This window comes from Pantoea agglomerans, assembly GCF_021397715.1.
GTDB classification, from domain to species: Bacteria; Pseudomonadota; Gammaproteobacteria; order Enterobacterales; family Enterobacteriaceae; genus Pantoea; species Pantoea astica.
The window spans coordinates 508,833-528,285 of record NZ_CP090207.1 but is presented as its reverse complement, the minus strand read 5'-3'; the positions used below and the strand labels follow the sequence as shown (position 1 = coordinate 528,285).

General features: G+C 53.4%; 26 protein-coding genes. 3 read left to right on the top strand and 23 right to left on the bottom strand.

What is annotated here, in order from left to right; all coding sequences use genetic code 11:
* Positions 1 to 2 precede the first annotated feature (2 nt).
* From rpsC to rpsJ, 8 genes are read right to left on the bottom strand one after another with little or no spacing between them, the layout of a single operon-like run.
* On the bottom strand, positions 3 to 701 hold the full coding sequence (rpsC, locus tag LZU96_RS02540; protein WP_009087585.1) for a 30S ribosomal protein S3: 699 nt from the start codon (positions 699 to 701) through the stop codon (positions 3 to 5).
* A gap of 17 nt (positions 702 to 718) precedes the next feature.
* Complete coding sequence (gene rplV, locus LZU96_RS02535; protein WP_008927136.1) at positions 719 to 1,051, bottom strand: 50S ribosomal protein L22; 333 nt, start codon at positions 1,049 to 1,051, stop codon at positions 719 to 721.
* A 13-nt stretch (positions 1,052 to 1,064) separates the two neighbouring features.
* On the bottom strand, positions 1,065 to 1,343 hold the full coding sequence (gene rpsS / locus LZU96_RS02530) for a 30S ribosomal protein S19 (protein WP_001138115.1): 279 nt from the start codon (positions 1,341 to 1,343) through the stop codon (positions 1,065 to 1,067).
* Positions 1,344 to 1,359: 16 nt separating this feature from the next.
* Positions 1,360 to 2,181, bottom strand: coding sequence for a 50S ribosomal protein L2 (gene rplB, locus LZU96_RS02525; RefSeq protein WP_094121648.1), 822 nt, complete (start codon positions 2,179 to 2,181; stop codon positions 1,360 to 1,362).
* 17 nt (positions 2,182 to 2,198) lie between these two features.
* A complete protein-coding gene (gene rplW, locus LZU96_RS02520; RefSeq protein ID WP_094121649.1) occupies positions 2,199 to 2,501 on the bottom strand; it encodes a 50S ribosomal protein L23 in 303 nt (100 codons plus the stop codon).
* Positions 2,498 to 3,103 (bottom strand): 50S ribosomal protein L4, encoded by a 606-nt coding sequence (rplD, locus tag LZU96_RS02515; protein ID WP_003850711.1) that lies wholly within the window; start codon positions 3,101 to 3,103, stop codon positions 2,498 to 2,500. Before rplD ends, rplW begins: the two co-directional genes overlap by 4 nt.
* Positions 3,104 to 3,113: 10 nt before the next feature.
* A complete protein-coding gene (gene rplC / locus LZU96_RS02510; RefSeq protein ID WP_003850712.1) occupies positions 3,114 to 3,743 on the bottom strand; it encodes a 50S ribosomal protein L3 in 630 nt (209 codons plus the stop codon).
* Positions 3,744 to 3,775: 32 nt separating this feature from the next.
* Positions 3,776 to 4,087, bottom strand: coding sequence for a 30S ribosomal protein S10 (rpsJ, locus tag LZU96_RS02505; RefSeq protein WP_001181005.1), 312 nt, complete (start codon positions 4,085 to 4,087; stop codon positions 3,776 to 3,778).
* A 398-nt stretch (positions 4,088 to 4,485) separates the two neighbouring features.
* Between rpsJ and LZU96_RS02500 the strand changes: the two genes are divergently transcribed.
* Positions 4,486 to 5,265: a prepilin peptidase gene (locus LZU96_RS02500; protein WP_233986956.1), complete on the top strand. Its 780-nt coding sequence runs from the start codon at positions 4,486 to 4,488 to the stop codon at positions 5,263 to 5,265.
* Here the strand turns inward: LZU96_RS02500 and bfr are convergent.
* The 11 genes from bfr to fkpA form a co-directional block, all read right to left on the bottom strand.
* Positions 5,252 to 5,725 (bottom strand): bacterioferritin, encoded by a 474-nt coding sequence (bfr, locus tag LZU96_RS02495; protein WP_094121650.1) that lies wholly within the window; start codon positions 5,723 to 5,725, stop codon positions 5,252 to 5,254. The two genes, LZU96_RS02500 and bfr, sit on opposite strands and share 14 nt — an antisense overlap.
* Before the next feature lie 109 nt (positions 5,726 to 5,834).
* Positions 5,835 to 6,029 carry a bacterioferritin-associated ferredoxin gene (gene bfd / locus LZU96_RS02490; protein ID WP_094121651.1) on the bottom strand — a complete coding sequence of 65 codons (195 nt, stop codon included), beginning with the start codon at positions 6,027 to 6,029 and terminating at the stop codon, positions 5,835 to 5,837.
* A 177-nt stretch (positions 6,030 to 6,206) separates the two neighbouring features.
* Positions 6,207 to 7,391 carry an elongation factor Tu gene (gene tuf, locus LZU96_RS02485; RefSeq protein ID WP_105099977.1) on the bottom strand — a complete coding sequence of 395 codons (1,185 nt, stop codon included), beginning with the start codon at positions 7,389 to 7,391 and terminating at the stop codon, positions 6,207 to 6,209.
* A gap of 68 nt (positions 7,392 to 7,459) precedes the next feature.
* Positions 7,460 to 9,574: an elongation factor G gene (fusA, locus tag LZU96_RS02480; protein WP_031376823.1), complete on the bottom strand. Its 2,115-nt coding sequence runs from the start codon at positions 9,572 to 9,574 to the stop codon at positions 7,460 to 7,462.
* A 90-nt stretch (positions 9,575 to 9,664) separates the two neighbouring features.
* Entirely contained in the window at positions 9,665 to 10,135 is a 471-nt protein-coding gene (gene rpsG / locus LZU96_RS02475; protein WP_003852909.1) for a 30S ribosomal protein S7, read from the bottom strand.
* Positions 10,136 to 10,231: 96 nt separating this feature from the next.
* The gene (gene rpsL / locus LZU96_RS02470; RefSeq protein ID WP_003852912.1) at positions 10,232 to 10,606 is read right to left on the bottom strand and encodes a 30S ribosomal protein S12; all 375 of its coding nucleotides are present in this window, start codon (positions 10,604 to 10,606) and stop codon (positions 10,232 to 10,234) included.
* Between the two features lie 124 nt (positions 10,607 to 10,730).
* Entirely contained in the window at positions 10,731 to 11,018 is a 288-nt protein-coding gene (tusB, locus tag LZU96_RS02465; RefSeq protein WP_233986955.1) for a sulfurtransferase complex subunit TusB, read from the bottom strand.
* A gap of 9 nt (positions 11,019 to 11,027) precedes the next feature.
* The gene (tusC, locus tag LZU96_RS02460) at positions 11,028 to 11,387 is read right to left on the bottom strand and encodes a sulfurtransferase complex subunit TusC (protein WP_233986954.1); all 360 of its coding nucleotides are present in this window, start codon (positions 11,385 to 11,387) and stop codon (positions 11,028 to 11,030) included.
* Positions 11,387 to 11,773: a sulfurtransferase complex subunit TusD gene (tusD, locus tag LZU96_RS02455; RefSeq protein ID WP_233986953.1), complete on the bottom strand. Its 387-nt coding sequence runs from the start codon at positions 11,771 to 11,773 to the stop codon at positions 11,387 to 11,389. The genes tusC and tusD overlap by 1 nt, the downstream gene beginning before the upstream one ends.
* Positions 11,773 to 12,495, bottom strand: a complete 723-nt coding sequence (locus LZU96_RS02450) for a helix-turn-helix transcriptional regulator (RefSeq protein ID WP_009087612.1) — start codon at positions 12,493 to 12,495, stop codon at positions 11,773 to 11,775. The genes tusD and LZU96_RS02450 overlap by 1 nt, the downstream gene beginning before the upstream one ends.
* A 165-nt stretch (positions 12,496 to 12,660) precedes the next feature.
* Positions 12,661 to 13,497 (bottom strand): FKBP-type peptidyl-prolyl cis-trans isomerase, encoded by an 837-nt coding sequence (gene fkpA / locus LZU96_RS02445; RefSeq protein WP_233986952.1) that lies wholly within the window; start codon positions 13,495 to 13,497, stop codon positions 12,661 to 12,663.
* A gap of 268 nt (positions 13,498 to 13,765) precedes the next feature.
* Here fkpA and LZU96_RS02440 point away from each other — a divergent pair, with 268 nt between their 5' ends.
* Positions 13,766 to 13,984, top strand: a complete 219-nt coding sequence (locus LZU96_RS02440; RefSeq protein ID WP_013359251.1) for a SlyX family protein — start codon at positions 13,766 to 13,768, stop codon at positions 13,982 to 13,984.
* Positions 13,985 to 14,074: 90 nt separating this feature from the next.
* Here the strand turns inward: LZU96_RS02440 and slyD are convergent, their stop codons facing one another.
* The 4 genes from slyD to kefG form a co-directional block, all read right to left on the bottom strand.
* Positions 14,075 to 14,641, bottom strand: coding sequence for a peptidylprolyl isomerase (gene slyD, locus LZU96_RS02435; RefSeq protein ID WP_233986951.1), 567 nt, complete (start codon positions 14,639 to 14,641; stop codon positions 14,075 to 14,077).
* Between the two features lie 198 nt (positions 14,642 to 14,839).
* Positions 14,840 to 15,034, bottom strand: a complete 195-nt coding sequence (locus tag LZU96_RS02430) for a YheV family putative zinc ribbon protein (RefSeq protein ID WP_233986950.1) — start codon at positions 15,032 to 15,034, stop codon at positions 14,840 to 14,842.
* 23 nt (positions 15,035 to 15,057) lie between these two features.
* Complete coding sequence (gene kefB / locus LZU96_RS02425) at positions 15,058 to 16,863, bottom strand: glutathione-regulated potassium-efflux system protein KefB (protein WP_233986949.1); 1,806 nt, start codon at positions 16,861 to 16,863, stop codon at positions 15,058 to 15,060.
* A complete protein-coding gene (gene kefG / locus LZU96_RS02420) occupies positions 16,864 to 17,415 on the bottom strand; it encodes a glutathione-regulated potassium-efflux system ancillary protein KefG (RefSeq protein ID WP_233986948.1) in 552 nt (183 codons plus the stop codon).
* 112 nt (positions 17,416 to 17,527) lie between these two features.
* Here kefG and LZU96_RS02415 point away from each other — a divergent pair, with 112 nt between their 5' ends.
* Positions 17,528 to 19,432, top strand: a complete 1,905-nt coding sequence (locus tag LZU96_RS02415) for an ABC transporter ATP-binding protein (RefSeq protein WP_233986947.1) — start codon at positions 17,528 to 17,530, stop codon at positions 19,430 to 19,432.
* The last annotated feature ends 21 nt before the right edge of the window (positions 19,433 to 19,453 follow it).

The following is a 19,453-nucleotide window of genomic DNA, read 5'->3' as shown; positions in this document are numbered from 1 at the left end:
CCTTACTTACGGCCTTTACGCTGCTGCTTTTTAGGTTGAGCAGCCGGTTCCGGTTGTTCAACAGCAGCCATACCACCCAGGATCTCACCTTTGAAGATCCATACCTTAACGCCAATTACACCATAAGTGGTGTGCGCTTCAGAGGTGTTGTAGTCAATGTCAGCACGCAGTGTGTGCAATGGCACGCGACCTTCACGATACCATTCGGTACGTGCGATCTCGGCGCCACCCAGACGGCCGCTAACTTCGACTTTAATACCCTTCGCGCCAAGACGCATGGCGTTCTGAACCGCACGCTTCATAGCACGACGGAACATCACACGACGCTCCAGCTGTGAAGTGATGCTGTCAGCTACCAGTTTCGCGTCCAGTTCCGGCTTGCGGACTTCGGCGATATTGATCTGTGCAGGAACGCCAGCGATATTCGCGACGACCGTGCGCAGTTTTTCTACATCTTCGCCTTTCTTACCGATAACGATGCCCGGACGAGCGGTGTGAATAGTCACACGGATGCTCTTCGCTGGACGCTCGATAACGATACGAGAGACAGATGCTTTAGCCAGTTCTTTAGTCAAAAACTGACGTACTTTAAAGTCGCTGTCCAGGTTGTCAGCGAATTCTTTGGTGTTCGCAAACCAGGTAGAGTTCCATGGTTTTACAATACCCAGGCGAATACCATTAGGATGTACTTTCTGACCCATTGCTAGTCTCCAGAGTCTCAGCGATCGGACACAACCACAGTAATGTGGCTGGTGCGCTTCAGGATGCGATCTGCACGACCTTTGGCACGCGGCATAATGCGTTTCATGGTCGGACCTTCATCAACGAAAATTTTCGTGATTTTCAGATCGTCGATATCAGCGCCATCGTTGTGTTCGGCGTTAGCAATGGCAGATTCCAGAACTTTTTTGACCAGTACAGCCGCTTTCTTATTGGTGTAGGTCAAAATGTCCAGTGCCTGCGACACTTTCTTACCGCGAATCAGGTCAGCAACAAGGCGAACCTTCTGAGCAGAAGAACGAGCGTGGCGATGTTGAGCTAAAGTTTCCATCTCTTCCTCCTACTTATTTCTTCTTGGCTTTTTTATCAGCCGCGTGACCGCGATAAGTACGTGTCGGCGCGAATTCACCCAGCTTGTGACCAACCATTTCGTCGGAAACAAAGACAGGAACGTGCTGACGACCATTATGGACAGCGATGGTCAAACCGATCATGTTAGGAAAGATCGTTGAACGACGGGACCAAGTGCGCAAAGGCTTCTTGTCACCGCTTTCCACCGCTTTCTCTACCTTCTTCAGCAAGTGCAGGTCAATAAAAGGACCTTTCTTGAGAGAACGTGGCATGGCTTATCCTCTAATATTATTTGCTACGGCGACGTACGATAAACTTATCGGTACGCTTGTTGCTACGGGTCTTCTTACCTTTGGTCTGAACGCCCCACGGAGTAACCGGGTGCTTACCAAAGTTACGACCTTCACCACCACCGTGCGGGTGATCAACTGGGTTCATCGCGGTACCACGAACGGTCGGACGAACACCACGCCAACGGGCTGCACCAGCTTTACCCAGAACGCGCAGCATATGCTCAGCGTTGCCGACTTCGCCCAGTGTTGCGCGGCAGTCAGATTCGACTTTACGCATTTCACCAGAACGCAGACGCAGGGTAACGTAAGAACCTTCACGCGCAACGATCTGCACGTAAGCACCGGCTGAGCGAGCAATCTGACCGCCTTTGCCTGGTTTCATTTCTACGTTATGCACAGTAGAACCCACCGGGATGTTACGCATCGGCAGAGTGTTACCTGCTTTGATCGCAGCATCAACGCCAGATTGGATCTGGTCGCCGGCTTTCAGGCCTTTAGGGGCCAGGATATAACGGCGCTCGCCGTCTTTGTACAGAACCAGTGCGATGTTCGCAGAGCGGTTCGGATCGTACTCAAGACGTTCAACAACTGCCGGGATACCATCTTTGTTGCGTTTGAAGTCAACCAGACGGTAAGCCTGCTTATGACCACCACCGATGTGACGGGTAGTGATACGACCATTGTTGTTACGGCCACCGGATTTGCTGTTTTTTTCTACCAGCGGGGCAAATGGTTTGCCCTTGTGCAGCTCCGCGTTTACCACTTTAACTACATGGCGACGACCCGGAGATGTCGGTTTACATTTAACAACTGCCATTGTCTTTCTCCTCCGACTTACTCAGCGCCGCCAGCGAAGTCCAGATTCTGGCCTTCTTTCAGGGTGACGTAAGCTTTTTTCCAGTCGCTACGACGACCGATACGCTGTCCGTGACGCTTAACTTTACCCTTAACAACCAGGGTGTTTACGTCTTTAACTTCTACTTCGAACAGTTTCTCAACAGCAGCAACGATCTCTGCTTTGGTCGCGTCATTAGCAACTTTGAGAACGATGGTATTGGTTTTTTCCATCGCGCTAGATGCTTTTTCAGATACGTGCGGCGCGCGCAGTACTTTCAGCAGACGTTCTTCACGGATCATGCCAGCATCTCCTCAACTTGCTTAACTGCATCAGCAGTCATAACGACTTTGTCGAAGGCGATCAGGCTAACTGGGTCGATACCTGATGCATCACGCACGTCTACCTTGTACAGGTTACGCGCAGCCAGGAACAGATTCTCATCCAGTTCGCCAGTGATGATCAGCACGTCTTCCAGCGCCATGTCTTTCAGTTTCTGTACCAGCAGCTTGGTTTTCGGTGCTTCTACAGCAAATGATTCGACAACGATCAGACGATCTTGACGTACCAGCTCGGACAGGATGCTTTTCAGCGCGCCGCGGTACATCTTTTTGTTAACTTTTTGACTGTGGTCCTGCGGCTTCGCAGCAAAGGTCACGCCACCTGAACGCCAGATTGGGCTCTTTACAGAACCTGCACGCGCACGGCCGGTGCCTTTTTGACGCCATGGCTTTTTGCCTGAACCAGTTACTTCAGCACGCGTTTTCTGCGCACGAGTACCCTGGCGGGCGCCAGATGCGTAAGCAACAACAACCTGGTGAACCAGCGCTTCGTTGAAATCACGACCGAAGGTAGTTTCGGAAACAGTCAGCGCGCTCTGCGCGTCTTTCAATACTAATTCCATTGCTATCCCCTTACGCCTTCACAGCTGGTTTAACGATCAGGTCGCTACCGGTTGCACCGGGAACTGCACCTTTAACCAGCAGCAGGTTGCGCTCAGCGTCAACACGTACTACGTCCAGACTCTGAACGGTTACGCGCTCATTACCCAGCTGACCTGCCATTTTCTTGCCTTTGAACACTTTGCCCGGAGTCTGGTTCTGACCGATTGAACCCGGAACGCGGTGAGACAAGGAGTTACCGTGAGTCGCGTCCTGGGTACGGAAGTTCCAGCGCTTAACGGTACCGGCGAAACCTTTACCTTTAGAGGTACCGGTTACGTCAACTTTTTTAACTTCAGCGAAAATCTCAACGCTGATGCTCTGACCTACAGAGTATTCTTCACCTTCAGCGGTGCGGAATTCCCACAGGCCACGGCCAGCTTCAACGCCAGCTTTAGCAAAATGACCAGCTTCAGGTTTGGTCACACGGTTTGCTTTTTTAGCACCGGTGGTAACCTGAATTGCCTGGTAACCATCGTTTTCCAGGCCTTTGACCTGAGTTACGCGGTTCGCTTCAACTTCGATTACGGTGACGGGGATAGAAACGCCATCTTCAGTGAAGATGCGGGTCATGCCCACTTTTTTACCGACTAAACCAATCATTGTTTCAACCTCTCAATCGCTCGATGACCTGATTAACCCAGGCTGATCTGCACGTCAACACCGGCAGCCAGATCCAGACGCATCAGAGCATCAACGGTTTTTTCAGTTGGCTCAACGATGTCTACCAGACGCTTGTGAGTGCGGATTTCGTACTGATCACGCGCATCTTTGTTAACGTGCGGAGAGATCAGAACGGTAAAGCGCTCTTTGCGGGTTGGCAGCGGGATCGGACCACGAACCTGCGCACCAGTGCGCTTGGCGGTCTCAACGATTTCCGCGGTTGATTGATCGATCAGACGATGATCAAACGCTTTAAGACGGATACGGATTCTTTGGTTCTGCATGAGACCAGAGCTCCAAACTTTTTATAGACGAAAAAAATTACTACTCGAGCCCATTACGATTGATGGGAGAGTGTAATCGTTCAGCATATAACTCCCCAATTGGGAGTATTGTCAGGCGGCCTAAAATTCTGCCGTCTGCGATTCTGCTCGAATCGCGCCTGCAATATCTGCAGGCCCGCGCATTATACGTAAATCTGCTCAGGAAGCAACCCGTGTTGCCCTTTTCCCTGGGATTATCGCCGGATGTTTTTCGATCGGCCTCGCACTGCACCTTCCTCTTCGTCTCTGTTTCACTCTTTTACTGCGCGCCATTTCCCGATAAGGCGATCGGCGCCATGACAGCCAAGCGGATTACGCGCAGAGTCCCGCCAGACCTTTTATTCCACTCAGGAACCGCTATGAACTCGCTTCTGATGGCGATTAACGCCGTTACCCTTATCGCTGGCAGTGCATTAGGCAGCTTTATCGCGCTGGCCTCTCATCGCTACTCACCCGCTTTCTCGCCTGCCCGCTGGTTTGGCGCACTCTGCTCACCCGGCTCGCAGTGTGACTGCTGCCAACATCGGCTCCTGTGGCGCGACAGCTTACCGCTGATAAGCTGGCCAGCCTTAAAGGGTAGATGCCGCTTCTGCCGTCAGCCTGTTAGCCCGTGTAGCCTGATGACAGAGATGCTAATCGCCCTGCTCTGCCTGCTGGCACTCAATACGTTTACGCAGATAACGGACTGCCTGTTCATTATTGCCTGCTCTTGCCTGCTGCTGTTACTGGCCGCGATTGACCTTCGGCATCTCTGTCTGCCTGACCCGCTCAACGCTATGCTGCTCTGGCTGGGTTTAACCCATGCGATGACGACGGGATCTGAAGCGACAGCGATTGCAGGTGGCCTGGCAGGCTATTGCTCGCTTTGGCTGCTGGGCTGGGGCTATCGGTTGTATCGAAGGCGTGACGGGCTGGGATATGGCGACATGAAGCTGTTTGCGGCGCTGGGTAGCTGTTGTGGCTGGCAGGCATTACCCTGGATAGCCGTGGGAGCGACATCGCTGGCACTGGGATGTGTGGTGATTGGGTATTGGCGTGGATCTAAAGCGTTAAGTAACAGCCCGCTGCCGTTTGGCCCATTCCTGGCCATCGCGGGCTGGGTGATGATTGTGCTTCAGACGCGCTTTACTCTTCTTTGATCTGCGCCTGCAGATAGTTCTGGATCCCCATTTTCCGGATAAGCTCAAGTTCGGTTTCGATCCAGTCGATATGGTGTTCCTCATCGGCGAGGATTTCTATCATCATGTCACGACTGACGTAGTCATGAACTTTGTCTGCATAGGAGATCGCTTCACGCAGATCTTTTGCCCCTTCCAGCTCCAGCGCAAGATCGGAACCCAGCATCTCTTCAACATCTTCACCAATGCGAAGCCGGCCTAAATCCTGCAGGTTGGGAATGCCTTCCAGAAAAAGAATGCGTTCAATGTACTTGTCGGCATGCTTCATCTCATCGATCGATTCGTGGTATTCGACATCGTTGAGGCGTGTCAGCCCCCAGTTTTTGAACATCCGTGCATGCAAAAAGTACTGATTGATGGCAACCAGCTCATTTCCAAGCAGTTTATTGAGATGACTGATAACTTTTATGTCGCCCTTCATTGTTAACCCTCCGCGTCCGGTTTATTAGAGCGTAGATGCGGTTAAAAAGAAGTCAAAAAAACGCGACAAATAATGTGGTTATTCACACAGAGAACAGATTGCCCGATGCTCAGGCAATCTCTTTATACAGCGGGGCATGCTGCATCTCTTCGTTCATGATTTCACGCGCAGCGCGAATACATTTACCACACTGCTTGCCAACCGGAACAAGCTGACGAAGCTGCTGGATAGATTTGGGCTGATAGCGGCGTACAACTTCACGAAGGGTTTTATCACTTACGGCATTACACAGGCAGACGTACATTGACTCATCACTCAGGTACATTTTCTGTACACAGTGTAAATGCGAATCGTTTTTATTTCAAACCCAGCCTTTGTGGGGACTTACCCTTGCCTTTTCGGCCGACAAAAAAAAAGAGCACCGAAGTGCTCTTTTATTCTGTTGCAGTGGCCGTTTACACGACCACAGCAGATATCACAATTAAGCGATAACTTTAGCAACAACACCCGCGCCAACGGTACGGCCGCCTTCGCGGATTGCGAAGCGCAGACCTTCGTCCATAGCGATTGGGTGGATCAGGGTAACAACCATTTTGATGTTGTCGCCTGGCATTACCATTTCCACGCCTTCTGGCAGCTCTACTGAGCCAGTTACGTCAGTTGTACGGAAGTAGAACTGAGGACGGTAACCTTTGAAGAACGGAGTATGGCGGCCACCTTCGTCTTTAGACAGAACGTAAACTTCTGACTCGAACTGGGTGTGTGGCTTGATGCTGCCTGGCTTAGCCAGAACCTGGCCACGCTGGATGTCTTCACGCTTGATACCGCGCAGCAGAACACCACAGTTTTCGCCTGCCTGACCCTGGTCCAGCAGCTTACGGAACATCTCAACACCGGTACAGGTTGATTTCGCAGTATCTTTGATACCCACGATTTCAACTTCGTCGCCGACTTTAACGATGCCGCGCTCAACACGACCGGTAACAACAGTACCACGGCCAGAGATTGAGAATACGTCTTCGATTGGCAGCAGGAACGGCATATCGATCGCACGCTGTGGTTCTGGGATGTAGTTATCCAGATGCTCAGCCAGTTCGATGATTTTCGCTTCCCACTCAGCTTCGCCTTCCAGCGCTTTCAGTGCAGAACCACGAACGATTGGAGTATCGTCGCCTGGGAAGTCATAAGCTGACAGCAGGTCACGAACTTCCATCTCAACCAGTTCCAGCAGCTCTTCATCATCAACCATGTCACACTTGTTCAGGAACACGATGATGTAAGGAACGCCAACCTGACGACCCAGCAGGATGTGCTCACGGGTCTGTGGCATTGGGCCATCAGTCGCAGCAACAACCAGGATCGCGCCGTCCATCTGCGCAGCACCGGTGATCATGTTTTTCACATAGTCGGCGTGGCCTGGGCAGTCAACGTGTGCGTAGTGACGAGTCGGGGTTTCATACTCAACGTGTGAAGTGTTGATGGTGATACCACGTGCTTTCTCTTCTGGTGCGTTATCGATCTGATCGAATGCACGCGCCTGGCCGCCGTAAGTTTTAGACAGTACGGTGGTGATAGCTGCAGTCAGGGTGGTTTTACCGTGGTCGACGTGACCGATGGTGCCCACGTTTACGTGCAGTTTGTTACGCTGAAATTGCTCTTTCGCCATGGCGATAATTCCTTACGTTGTGCCTTCACCATCTGGGTGAAGGCATCAGTTCAAATTTAAACCGTAGCTTATTTGCTACGAGCTTCAATAACGGCCTGCGCTACGTTGTTTGGCGCATCGTCATACTTCAGGAACTCCATGGAGTAAGAAGCACGACCTTTGGTCAGAGAACGCAGCTGAGTTGCGTATCCGAACATCTCAGACAACGGAACTTCAGCGTGAATCTGAACGCCAGTAGCGTTAGATTCCTGCCCTTTGAGCATACCACGACGACGGCTAAGGTCACCGATGACATCACCCGTGTTCTCTTCTGGCGTTTCAACTTCAACCTTCATGATAGGTTCAAGCAGAACAGGTGTCGCTTGTTTAAAGCCTTGTTTGAAGGCAAGAGACGCGGCCAGTTTAAACGCCAGTTCTGAGGAGTCGACATCGTGGTAAGAACCGAAGTGCAGACGCACGCCCAGATCCACAACCGGGTAACCAGCCAGAGGGCCTGATTTCAGCTGCTCCTGGATACCTTTGTCAACCGCAGGGATGTATTCACCAGGAATCACACCACCTTTGATGTCGTTGACAAATTCGTAGCCTTTCGGGTTCGAACCTGGCTCCAGTGGGTACATGTCGATAACAACATGACCATACTGGCCACGACCACCAGACTGCTTGGCATGTTTACCTTCAACATCGGTAACTTTGGTGCGAATCGCTTCACGGTAAGCAACCTGTGGTTTACCCACGTTTGCTTCAACGTTGAACTCACGCTTCATACGGTCAACGATGATGTCGAGGTGCAATTCACCCATACCGGCGATGATGGTCTGGTTAGATTCTTCATCAGTCCATACGCGGAATGATGGGTCTTCTTTTGCCAGACGGCCCAGAGCCAGACCCATTTTTTCCTGGTCAGCTTTGGTTTTTGGCTCAACGGCGATAGAGATTACCGGCTCCGGGAACTCCATGCGCTCAAGGATGATGACGTTATCTGGGTCACACAGGGTGTCACCAGTGGTCACATCTTTCAGGCCGATCGCAGCTGCGATATCGCCCGCACGAACTTCTTTAATCTCTTCACGCTTGTTAGCGTGCATCTGAACGATACGGCCCAGACGCTCACGGTTTGACTTAACCGGGTTGAACACGGTGTCACCTGTGTTAACAACACCAGAGTAAACGCGGAAGAAGGTTAAGTTACCCACGAACGGGTCGGTAGCGATTTTGAACGCCAGTGCAGCAAACGGCTCGTTGTCATCAGAGTGACGAACAGCCGGCGTGTCTTTACCGTCGTCCAGCATACCGTTGATCGCGGTAACGTCAGTCGGTGCTGGCAGATATTCAACAACTGCATCCAGCATCGCCTGAACACCTTTGTTCTTAAATGCAGAACCACAGGTTACCAGGATAATTTCGTTGTTCAGAACACGCTTACGCAGAGATGTTTTGATCTCTTCTTCAGTCAGTTCTTCACCACCGAAGAATTTCTCCATCAGCTCATCAGAGCCTTCAGCAGCGGCTTCAACCAGCTTCGCGTGCCATTCTTCAGCCAGTTCCTGCATATCAGCTGGAATATCTTCGTAGTCGAAGGTTACACCCTGATCTGCGTCGTTCCAGTTGATTGCTTTCATTTTCACCAGGTCAACAACACCAGTGAATTTCTCTTCTGCGCCGATAGCCAGCTGCAGAGGAACTGGAGTTGCGCCCAGACGAACTTCCATCTGGTTAACAACTTTCAGGAAGTTAGCACCCATGCGGTCCATTTTGTTAACGAACGCAATGCGTGGAACTTTATATTTGTTAGCCTGACGCCATACGGTCTCAGACTGTGGCTGAACGCCACCAACTGCACAGTAAACCATTACCGCGCCATCAAGCACACGCATAGAACGTTCAACTTCGATGGTGAAGTCAACGTGTCCTGGGGTGTCGATGATGTTGATGTGGTGTGGTTCAAACTGCTTGGCCATACCAGACCAGTAACAGGTGGTCGCAGCGGAAGTGATGGTAATACCACGTTCCTGTTCCTGCTCCATCCAGTCCATGGTTGCTGCGCCGTCATGTACTTCACCGATTTTGTGGTTTACACCGGTGTAGAACAGAACGCGTTCGGTAGTGGTAGTCTTACCGGCGTCGATGTGCGCACTGATACCGATATTACGGTAGCGAGCAATGGGTGTTTTACGAGCCATTTGATTCCTCTGATTCTCGGACGTTCAAGGTAAGTCGACCCCAGCGGGTTGGCTGATTGAGCGCCCGCTGGTTTAACATCTACGTGGTGATTACCAACGGTAGTGTGCGAACGCCTTGTTGGCTTCTGCCATGCGGTGAACGTCTTCACGTTTCTTAACTGCTGTACCTTTGTTCTCTGCAGCATCAGAAAGTTCGTTCGCCAGGCGAAGAGCCATTGATTTATCACCGCGTTTACGAGCAGCATCTACGATCCAGCGCATTGCCAGAGCATTACGACGAACCGGACGGACTTCAACTGGTACCTGATAAGTAGAACCACCAACGCGACGTGACTTAACTTCGACAGTCGGACGCACGTTTTCCAGGGCTACTTCAAAAGATTCCAGCGCGTTTTTACCTGAACGCTGAGCCAGGGTCTCAAGCGCGGTATAAACGATTGATTCTGCAGTAGATTTTTTACCATCTACCATCAGGATATTTACAAATTTGGCCAGCAGCTCTGATCCGAACTTAGGATCTGGCAGAATTTTACGCTGACCAATGACGCGACGACGTGGCATGGAAATACTCCGTTGTTAATTCAGGATTGTCCAAAACTCTATGAGTTTATTTTGACATTTAATTTAAAACGTTTGGCCTTACTTAACGGAGAACCATTAAGCCTTTGGCTTCTTCACGCCGTACTTGGAGCGAGCCTGCTTACGGTCTTTAACACCTGAGCAGTCAAGCGCGCCACGAACGGTGTGGTAACGCACACCTGGCAGGTCTTTTACACGACCGCCACGGATGAGGATCACGGAGTGTTCCTGCAGGTTGTGACCTTCACCACCAATGTAGGAGGTAACTTCAAAACCGTTAGTCAAACGCACACGGCAAACTTTACGCAGTGCTGAGTTTGGTTTTTTAGGAGTGGTGGTGTACACACGAGTACAAACGCCACGTTTTTGCGGGCAAGCTTCCAGCGCCGGCACGTTGCTCTTTGCAACTTTGCGGACGCGTGGTTTGCGAACCAGCTGGTTAACTGTTGCCATTAAATAGCTCCTGGATTTGCTTTTGCTTCGTAAACACGTAATAAATCGCCTCGTAGAATTACGAGGAGGCAGAATTTTAGGGCTGCGTCAAAAGGGTGTCAAGAAATAACCAGGTTTTAGACGATTACCAGGTCATTTGTTGTGGATGCTTTACCGTCAGTGCGACGAAACCAGTATAGTCCACCGGACGCACATTGGTTGAAATTTGTCCAGCCAGGCCGCGGGCGCGAACATCTTCTTCCAGCACCCACAGTGCTGCCGCACAGGCTGAAAGCTGTTGCAGCGCCCGGCTTCCGGCTAAAGCGGCAAGCACGCCATCCTGCAACAGCAGTATGTCGTCATCCGCGCCAGCCATTAACAGCAGCGTCTCAAGATCGCTGTAGGCCGGTGAATGCAGGAGCGTGTGCAGCATGAAAAGCCTCTAAAAGGTAAGAATGCGATCGTAACCGGCCAGTGTCTGACGCAGTTCCAGCGCAGACAATAGCGTAACATCCATTACCCGGTCGGCGTCAACCTGCATTCCACGCGCGGCCAGCGACGCCCGACAGAGATAGCAGTGATCGATGTCATACAGCGCCAGCACGCCAAAGGTCGGCGCATAGTGACGACTGGCAATCGCGTCGGGCTGCTGCTGTGAATTGAGCTGCAGCACGCCATCGCCAATGAAAAATAATCCGATATCCTCGCTCAGCGCACCGGTTGCCAGCGCGGCATCCAGCCCTTCACGTCCTGCGCTGCTGCCATGCGGTGCGCGGGTAAAGACAAAAGCCACTCGATTCATCAGAATTGCACCAGACGTTCGCAGCCTAACGCGGCTTCGGCCAGCGCACCCAGCCCGCTCAGCGTAAAGCCGGGCTGGAGATTACTGGCGGGCAGTTGCAGGCGTGCCGCCTCCTGTTCATCCGTCACGCCACGACGCAGCGCAGCCGCCACACAGATATTAAGCGCCACGCCCTGCTGCTGATGCAGTGCCTGCCAGGCCCGAACCACATCATATTCATCACTGGCCGGTGCGGTCAGTTGGTTTGCATTCAGCACGCCTTCGCGATAGAAGAAGACGCTCTCAAGCTGATGACCTTCCGCCAGCAGCGCGTGGGCAAACAGCAAGGCACTGGTCGCCTGCTGCGTGCCGTAAGCCGGACCGGTAACCAGTAAGGTGTAGCGCATTACCGATCCTGCCCTTGAAAATCACCGTTTTTGAACTGGCGAATGTAGAGATAGACCGTGTGCTTCGAAATGTTGAGCCGATCGGCAACCTGGTTAATTGCATCTTTAATATCGAAGATGCCCTTCTCATACAGATTCAGCACAATCTGGCGATTCTTGGCGTTGTTGGACACATTGCGGTCAGCGCTCACCTCTTCAATCGTGAACTCCAGCGTCTGCATCACCAGGTCATCAACGGAACTGGCAAAGTTGACGCTGGAGTCAACCTGCTGCATCTCCGGCGGCATAAAGGTCGACATAATCTGAGAGAACGGCACATCCAGGTTCATGTTGATACAGAGCAGGCCAATCACCCGCTGCTGCCGGTTACGGATCGCAATAGTGACCGACTTCATCAGCACGCCGCTTTTGGCGCGGGTAAAGTAGGCGCGCGAGACGTTACTGTCGGCGCCGTGCATGTCATGTAACATCCGCAACGCCAGGTCGGTAATCGGCGATCCCACCTTACGGCCGGTGTGCTCACCATTGGCGATACGCACCGCGGAACATTTCAGATCTTCCAGCGAGTGCAGGACAATTTCACAGTGTGAACCGATCAGCATCGCCAGACCATCGACGACAGCCTCGTATGATTTCAGAATATCGTAATCTGTTTGCTCGAACGGGCGCTGCTCCAGCAGATCGAAGTCGCTCAGTTCACCGGGATTGAATGGATTAGACATTGAAGAGATCACCCTGAATGGCTGGAGCCTGTCACAGCGGCTTATGGGCAGACTCAATATTGGGATAATTAGGCAGGCGCTAGTCTGGCAAATGTCGTCGGCTTATGCCAGTGGTTTGTCATGACGCAGAAATGAAACCGCCGCCCGAAGGCGGCGGTGAGCAGATTACTGTGCTTTTTTCGCGTCAGCAGCAGGTGCCTGCGCTTTTTCGTCTGCTTTAGGGGCCGGTTTGATATCAAGCAGCTCGACATCAAACACCAGCGTGGAGTTAGCCGGGATACCCGGAACGCCATTTTTGCCGTAAGCCAGCTGTGGTGGGATCACCAGCTTAATCTTACCGCCTTTCTTCACATGCTTCAGACCTTCAGTCCAGCCCGGAATCACACCATCCAGACGGAAGGAGAGCGGCTCACCACGGGTATAGGAGTTATCGAACTCGGTACCGTCGATCAGCGTACCTTTGTAGTTCACAACAACCGTATCGCTATCGGTAGGGGCGTCGCCGGTCCCTTCTTTCTCGACTTTATACAGCAGGCCGCTTTCGGTTTTCTTCACGCCGCTCTCTTTCGCGAATTTGGTTGCGTAAGCGTCACCCTTTTCGGCGTTCTCTTTCGCATCTTTTTCCATTTTCGCGGAAGCTGCGCCTTTCACGCGGCCTTCAAACGCCTGCAGCGTCTGCTCGATCTCTTCATCAGAGAGCTTGCTCTTGCCGCCAAACGCATCCTGAACACCGGCAATCAGCTGTTGCTTATCCAGTTTGATGCCCAGTTTTTCCTGTTCCTTCAGGGAGTTGTCCATGTAGCGACCCAGCGAGGCACCCAGCGCGTAGGCAGATTGCTGGTCTTCATCTTTGAAGGCAGCATTTTTCGGTGCCTGAGGAGCAGACTGTGGCGCAGCAGCCGTTGCCGGTGCAGCAGCCGTTTCTGCCGCCATGGTCAGCGGAGCATTCAGCGCAACGGCCATAGTGGTAGCTAACAATGTGACTTTAAACAGTGATTTCATCCATTCTCCAAAACCGAAGCGTCTAACCTCGGGAATCATTGCGGACTTCAGAGTCCACACTATAACTTTACGTGGCAGTGGCGAACACTACCACAATGTAATTACCCGGTTAACCTCCGACCTTTTTTGCATCAGGAAGTTTCATCAGAGATGATGCCGCGCTGCGCTTTTTCAAGCGAGACGCCACAGATAGTTTAAAAATCAGGTGATTCTTTGCTGCCAGGCCGTAGAATCACGCCCGAGTCGCACCTTAACAGAGGAACAGGTCATGCAACAATCTGAGTGGGAACAGCGTCTGGAGACGTTAGAGAGCAAACTGGCCTTTCAGGAGATGACCATTGAGCAGTTAAACAGCGCAGTGGTTCAGCACGAACTGGAGATGAATAAGATGCGTGAGCAGATGCGTATTCTGACTGACAAGCTCAAAGCTAACGCACCGTCGATGGTCGCGTCACAGTCTGAAGAGACGCCGCCGCCGCACTATTAATTTGCCGCCGGCGCATCCTGACAGGTAAACCCGTGCGCTGCAGCCAAAAGAAAGGCCACCCGAAGGTGGCCCTGAAGCGGATACTCAGACTTAGTGGCTGCAGCCACAACCGCCCGTACCGCAACCGCCTTTACCATGGTCGTGGTCGTGGTCATGACCGTGATCATGGTCGTGGTCGTGATGATGGCCATCTGCACCGTGAACGTGACCATGGGCCAGTTCTTCCGGTGTGGCTTCACGAATCGCAACCACTTCAACGTTGAAGTTCAGGTTCTGACCCGCCAGCATGTGGTTACCATCAACCACGACGTGATCGTCTTCCACTTCGGTAATTTCTACCGGTACCGGGCCCTGATCGGTTTCTGCCAGGAAGCGCATGCCAACCTGCAGTTCGTCAACGCCCATAAAGACGTCTTTCGGTACACGCTGCACCAGGTTGTCATCGTACTGGCCGTACGCGTCGTTCGCCGGGATATGCACGTCAAACTTGTCGCCTGCTACGTGGTTTTCCAGCGCATTTTCCAGACCAGAAATCAGGGAACCATGACCGTGCAGATAGTCTAACGGTGCACTCACCGATGACTCGTCAACTAACACGCCGTCTTCTGTACGTACCTGATAGGCCAGGCTTACCACCAGGTCTTTTGCTACTTTCATGATATCTCCTAACCGTTGAGAGCTGAGATCCCGTCTCATTGGTCTATTCTTGCGTGCAATAACACCAACCAGAAAGGTTCGGGGCTGAGTGCAAGAGGGGTTAACCTTTTCTCTTGCGACCTCAGCGTTAATGGCGTCAATTGTAACGGAATTCAATCCCGCTGTAAGTTTAAGCTTAAAAAAAGCTGAGCCATTACGCTACTCAGGATGGAAAATTCCGATAACCTGCTCGTTAGTGCGAACCTTATCGCGCGCCTGCTTATCAGCCTCACGCATCTGGTGGCCGCACTTAACGCACTCCACCACATCGACATTGTTTTCACGCCACATCGCCAGCGTGTCTTTTTCCTGGCAGTGCGGACAGGTCGCACCGGCAATAAAACGTTTACGCATGATATTTCGCCTGTTTAATCACGTTATTCATCATCATCCCAGCCATCCAGCTGCCGCTTCTCCTGCTGCATTTCCCGCTGGAAGATATCCTCCAGTTCACGCCGCGCTTCACGGACGCGTGAAACCTGCGCACTGTCAGTGAGATTCGGCATCAGCTCACGCAGCATACGCATATCCAGCCGACGGAAATGCTGCTGGGCGCGATGCGCCTGATGCGGATGCATGCCCAGTGACATCAGCGTCTTACGTCCCAGTTCCAGCGCGCTGGAGAAAGTCTCACGCGAGAACTGGGTGACTCCCGCCTGCAACAACTCGTGTGCTTCAACACGGCCACGGGCACGCGCCAGGATCTGCAGATGGGGAAAATGCTGCTGACATAAATGCACGATCGTCATCGCATCTTCAGGTTCGTTACAGGTAATCACGATCGACTGCGCGCTGGCGGCCCCGGCGGCGCGTAACAGTTCCAGTTCAGTCGCGTCGCCATAATAAACCTTATAGCCATATTTCCGCATCAGGCTAACGACGCTGATATCGCGCTCCAGTACGGTGATACGGCTATGGTTCGCCATCAGCAAACGGCCCACGACCTGCCCGAATCGACCAAAGCCCACCACAATCACCTGCGGCTGATCGTCCTCGACGAACGGTTTTTCCGCCTCGTCGTCCGGCTCATTGAAACGGCGCGCCAGCAGGCGATCAATCCCCTGCATCAGCAGCGGCGTGGTCATCATCGACAGCGTCACCGTCACCAGCAGCATCGGCAGCTGATCGCCGGAAAACAGCTTCGCCGAGGCAGCGGCGGAAAACAGCACAAAGGCAAATTCGCCACCCTGGCTCAGTACCCCGGCAAACTGCTGGCGTTCGGAGCTGCGCAGACCGTAGACCCGCGCCAGCACATAGAGCACCAGCGTTTTTACCACCACCAGCGTCAGCACGCCGAGCAGGATGGTCATAATATGGGTATAGAGCACACCCAGGTTGAGCGCCATCCCCACCGAAATAAAGAACAGTCCAAGCAGCAGCCCTTTAAATGGATCGATGGCGACTTCCAGCTCGTGCCGATATTCACTCTCCGCCAGCAGGATCCCGGCGATGAAGGTCCCGAGCGCCATCGACAGGCCGAGCGCGTCCATAAACAGCGCCGAGCCCAGCACCAGCAACAGCGAGGCGGCGGTAAACACTTCGCGCACGCCGGAAGCCGCGATATAACGGAAGATCGGCCGTAACAGATAGCGGCCGCCCACCAGCATGCCGGCAAAGGCCAGCACCTTCATGCCAACCTTCATCCAGTCGATATGGCCGCTATCGGTGCCCGCCAGCAGCGGAATCAACGCCAGCGCCGGGATCACCGCGATATCCTGAAACAGCAGCACCGAAAAGCCGAGCTGGCCCGATTCGCTGCGGTTCATGCCTTTATCCATCATCAGCTGTAACGCCATGGCGGTAGAGGACATCGCCAGGCCTATCCCGCCAATCACCGCCGCCTGCCAGCTAAAGTCGGTCAGCCACAATAAGCCGCCCAGAATCGCCGCCGAGAAGATGACCTGTGCCGCGCCGACGCCAAAGATTGAACGACGCAGCGCCCACAGCTTGGCCGGATTCAGTTCCAGCCCGATGATAAACATCAGAAACACCACACCGAGCTCAGAGAAGTGCAGGATCTCATCAACGTCGCTGATAAACCCTAATCCCCACGGGCCGATGGCAATACCCGCCACCAGATAGCCCAGAACGGCACCAATACCGAGGCGAGCCGCCACCGGGACGATCAGTACCGCCGCCACCAGGTAGATTACCCCCGCGGTCAGCAGCGTTTGTCCTTCCATTTACACCCCTCCATTCGGCAGCGGTGCTGCCAGCCAGTCACCATAAGCGCGGGCATAATTTTTCATTAAATCGGGATTCTGACGGCGCGCCCAGTAGACCACCATCGGTGGCATCCAGTGCATGCGACACATCTGCGCCGTCAGTTCGAAAGGCCGCATAATGTCGTTCATCGAATAGCGATTCAGACCGTGGTGCTTAAAGGCGCTTTCCGGTTCGCCGGTGGTGACCACGCTGCGCCAGTATTTACCTTCCAGCGCATTGCCATCGACACCGTTGGCAAAGCCGCGTGACAGCACCCGATCCAGCCACTCTTTCAGCAGTGCCGGACAGCTGTAGGTGTAGAGCGGATGCTGGAAAATGATCACCTCATGGTCGCGCAGCAGCTGTTGTTCATGATGAATGTCGATGAAAAAATCGGGATAGGCCGCGTAGAGATCGTGCACCGTGACATGTTCCAGTGCCTGAGCCGGCTGCAGTAAAATTCGATTGGCGATCGAATCCTGCGATTCCGGATGAGCATAAAGCAGCAAAACCCTGGGTGGTTGCGACATCCTTTCCCTCCAAAGCGTCGTCATTGGTGCGGTTTTCCGCTACCATGCACGACGCAGCAAAATCTCATTATGTTGCCAGTAAATTAACATATTCTGACGATACGGCGCTTACATGATTGTCTTCTCTGCCTTACAAATTCGCCGCGGCATCCGCGTTCTGCTCGATAACGCTACCGCTACCATCAATCCTGGCCAGAAGGTCGGTCTGGTGGGTAAAAACGGCTGTGGTAAATCCACGCTGCTGTCGCTGTTAAAAGGTGAGATCACCAGCGACGCCGGCTCCGTCACTTTTCCGTCCAACTGGGCGCTGGCCTGGGTTAATCAGGAGACGCCAGCGCTGGGTAAACCGGCCCTGGAGTATGTGATTGACGGGGACCGTGAGTATCGCCAGCTTGAGGCGGAACTGGCAGACGCTAACCAGCGTGACGACGGCAATGCCATTGCCCTGCTGCACGGCAAGCTCGATGCGGTACAGGCGTGGAGCATCCATGCGCGCGCCGCCAGCCTGCTGCACGGCCTGGGCTTCAGTCAGGAGCAGTTGCAGCGTCCGGTCAGCGACTTTTCCGGTGGCTGGCGTATGCGCCTTAACCTGGCGCAGGCGCTGATCTGCCGCTCCGATCTGCTGCTGCTTGATGAACCGACTAACCACCTCGATCTCGATGCGGTGATCTGGCTGGAGCGCTGGCTGAAAAGCTACGAAGGCACGCTGATCCTGATCTCCCATGACCGTGACTTCCTCGATCCGGTCATCGACAAAATTATCCATATCGAACAGGAATCGATGTTCGAATATACCGGCAACTACAGCTCCTTTGAGCGGCAGCGCGTCGCCAAGCTGGCTCAGCAGCAGTCGCTGTATGAGAGCCAGCAGGAGAAAGTGGCGCATTTACACAGCTACATTGATCGCTTCCGTGCTCAGGCCACCAAGGCGAAGCAGGCGCAGAGCCGCATCAAGATGCTGGAGCGCATGGAGCTGATCGCCCCTGCCCATGTCGATAACCCGTTCAAATTTACCTTCCGCAAGCCGGAGAACCTGCCTAATCCGCTTATAAAGATGGAGAGGGTCACGGCGGGTTATGGCGAACGTATTATTCTCGACGCCATCAAGCTCAACCTGGTCCCAGGCTCGCGCATCGGGCTGCTGGGACGTAACGGTGCCGGTAAATCGACCCTGATTAAGCTGCTGGCGGGTGAGCTGGAGGCGATGGAGGGCAAAATGGGGCTGGCGAAAGGGATCAAGCTCGGTTATTTCGCGCAGCATCAGCTGGAATACCTGCGGGCCGATGAGTCACCGCTGCAGCATCTGTCGCGCATTGCGCCAAACGTGCTGGAACAGCAGCTACGCGACTATCTCGGCGGCTTCGATTTCCGTGGCGATAAAGTCACTGAGATCACCGAGCGCTTCTCCGGCGGTGAGAAAGCGCGCCTGGTGCTGGCACTGATTGTCTGGCAGCGCCCTAACCTGCTGCTGCTCGATGAACCGACCAACCATCTCGATCTCGATATGCGTCAGGCGCTGACCGAAGCGCTGATCGATTTTGAAGGTGCGCTGGTGGTGGTCTCGCACGATCGCCATCTGTTACGTGCGACCACCGACGATCTCTATCTGGTGCATGATGGCAAAGTGGATGTGTTTGAGGGCGACCTCGAAGATTACCAGCAGTGGCTGAGCGATCTGCAGAAGCAGCAGGCGCAACAGGATGCCCCGCCAAAGCTGGATAACGGCAACAGCGCCCAGGCGCGTAAAGACCAGAAGCGCCGCGATGCGGAACTGCGTACCCAGACGCAGCCGCTGCGCAAAGAGATTGAGAAGCTGGAAAAACAGATGACTCAATGGCAAAAACAGCTGGCCGAAGCCGAAAATCAGCTGGCCGACAGCGCCATTTACGAGCAAAGCCGGAAAACGGATCTGACCGCCGCCCTGCAGCGCCAGGCGGAAAGTAAGTCCGCGCTGGAAGAGGTCGAAATGGCCTGGCTGGAAGCGCAGGAAAAACTAGAACAGATGCTGGCCAGTTAAACGGCTGGCGTTCTCCTCTTC

What these genes read in the sequence shown, in the direction of transcription:
- rpsC (WP_009087585.1), bottom strand. Translation starts at nt 701, where the DNA reads ATGGGTCAGAAAGTACATCCTAATGGTATTCGCCTGGGTATTGTAAAA.
- rplV (WP_008927136.1), bottom strand. Translation starts at nt 1,051, where the DNA reads ATGGAAACTTTAGCTCAACATCGCCACGCTCGTTCTTCTGCTCAGAAG.
- rpsS (WP_001138115.1), bottom strand. Translation starts at nt 1,343, where the DNA reads ATGCCACGTTCTCTCAAGAAAGGTCCTTTTATTGACCTGCACTTGCTG.
- rplB (WP_094121648.1), bottom strand. Translation starts at nt 2,181, where the DNA reads ATGGCAGTTGTTAAATGTAAACCGACATCTCCGGGTCGTCGCCATGTA.
- rplW (WP_094121649.1), bottom strand. Translation starts at nt 2,501, where the DNA reads ATGATCCGTGAAGAACGTCTGCTGAAAGTACTGCGCGCGCCGCACGTA.
- rplD (WP_003850711.1), bottom strand. Translation starts at nt 3,103, where the DNA reads ATGGAATTAGTATTGAAAGACGCGCAGAGCGCGCTGACTGTTTCCGAA.
- rplC (WP_003850712.1), bottom strand. Translation starts at nt 3,743, where the DNA reads ATGATTGGTTTAGTCGGTAAAAAAGTGGGCATGACCCGCATCTTCACT.
- rpsJ (WP_001181005.1), bottom strand. Translation starts at nt 4,087, where the DNA reads ATGCAGAACCAAAGAATCCGTATCCGTCTTAAAGCGTTTGATCATCGT.
- LZU96_RS02500 (WP_233986956.1), top strand. Translation starts at nt 4,486, where the DNA reads ATGAACTCGCTTCTGATGGCGATTAACGCCGTTACCCTTATCGCTGGC.
- bfr (WP_094121650.1), bottom strand. Translation starts at nt 5,725, where the DNA reads ATGAAGGGCGACATAAAAGTTATCAGTCATCTCAATAAACTGCTTGGA.
- bfd (WP_094121651.1), bottom strand. Translation starts at nt 6,029, where the DNA reads ATGTACGTCTGCCTGTGTAATGCCGTAAGTGATAAAACCCTTCGTGAA.
- tuf (WP_105099977.1), bottom strand. Translation starts at nt 7,391, where the DNA reads ATGGCGAAAGAGCAATTTCAGCGTAACAAACTGCACGTAAACGTGGGC.
- fusA (WP_031376823.1), bottom strand. Translation starts at nt 9,574, where the DNA reads ATGGCTCGTAAAACACCCATTGCTCGCTACCGTAATATCGGTATCAGT.
- rpsG (WP_003852909.1), bottom strand. Translation starts at nt 10,135, where the DNA reads ATGCCACGTCGTCGCGTCATTGGTCAGCGTAAAATTCTGCCAGATCCT.
- rpsL (WP_003852912.1), bottom strand. Translation starts at nt 10,606, where the DNA reads ATGGCAACAGTTAACCAGCTGGTTCGCAAACCACGCGTCCGCAAAGTT.
- tusB (WP_233986955.1), bottom strand. Translation starts at nt 11,018, where the DNA reads ATGCTGCACACGCTCCTGCATTCACCGGCCTACAGCGATCTTGAGACG.
- tusC (WP_233986954.1), bottom strand. Translation starts at nt 11,387, where the DNA reads ATGAATCGAGTGGCTTTTGTCTTTACCCGCGCACCGCATGGCAGCAGC.
- tusD (WP_233986953.1), bottom strand. Translation starts at nt 11,773, where the DNA reads ATGCGCTACACCTTACTGGTTACCGGTCCGGCTTACGGCACGCAGCAG.
- LZU96_RS02450 (WP_009087612.1), bottom strand. Translation starts at nt 12,495, where the DNA reads ATGTCTAATCCATTCAATCCCGGTGAACTGAGCGACTTCGATCTGCTG.
- fkpA (WP_233986952.1), bottom strand. Translation starts at nt 13,497, where the DNA reads ATGAAATCACTGTTTAAAGTCACATTGTTAGCTACCACTATGGCCGTT.
- LZU96_RS02440 (WP_013359251.1), top strand. Translation starts at nt 13,766, where the DNA reads ATGCAACAATCTGAGTGGGAACAGCGTCTGGAGACGTTAGAGAGCAAA.
- slyD (WP_233986951.1), bottom strand. Translation starts at nt 14,641, where the DNA reads ATGAAAGTAGCAAAAGACCTGGTGGTAAGCCTGGCCTATCAGGTACGT.
- LZU96_RS02430 (WP_233986950.1), bottom strand. Translation starts at nt 15,034, where the DNA reads ATGCGTAAACGTTTTATTGCCGGTGCGACCTGTCCGCACTGCCAGGAA.
- kefB (WP_233986949.1), bottom strand. Translation starts at nt 16,863, where the DNA reads ATGGAAGGACAAACGCTGCTGACCGCGGGGGTAATCTACCTGGTGGCG.
- kefG (WP_233986948.1), bottom strand. Translation starts at nt 17,415, where the DNA reads ATGTCGCAACCACCCAGGGTTTTGCTGCTTTATGCTCATCCGGAATCG.
- LZU96_RS02415 (WP_233986947.1), top strand. Translation starts at nt 17,528, where the DNA reads ATGATTGTCTTCTCTGCCTTACAAATTCGCCGCGGCATCCGCGTTCTG.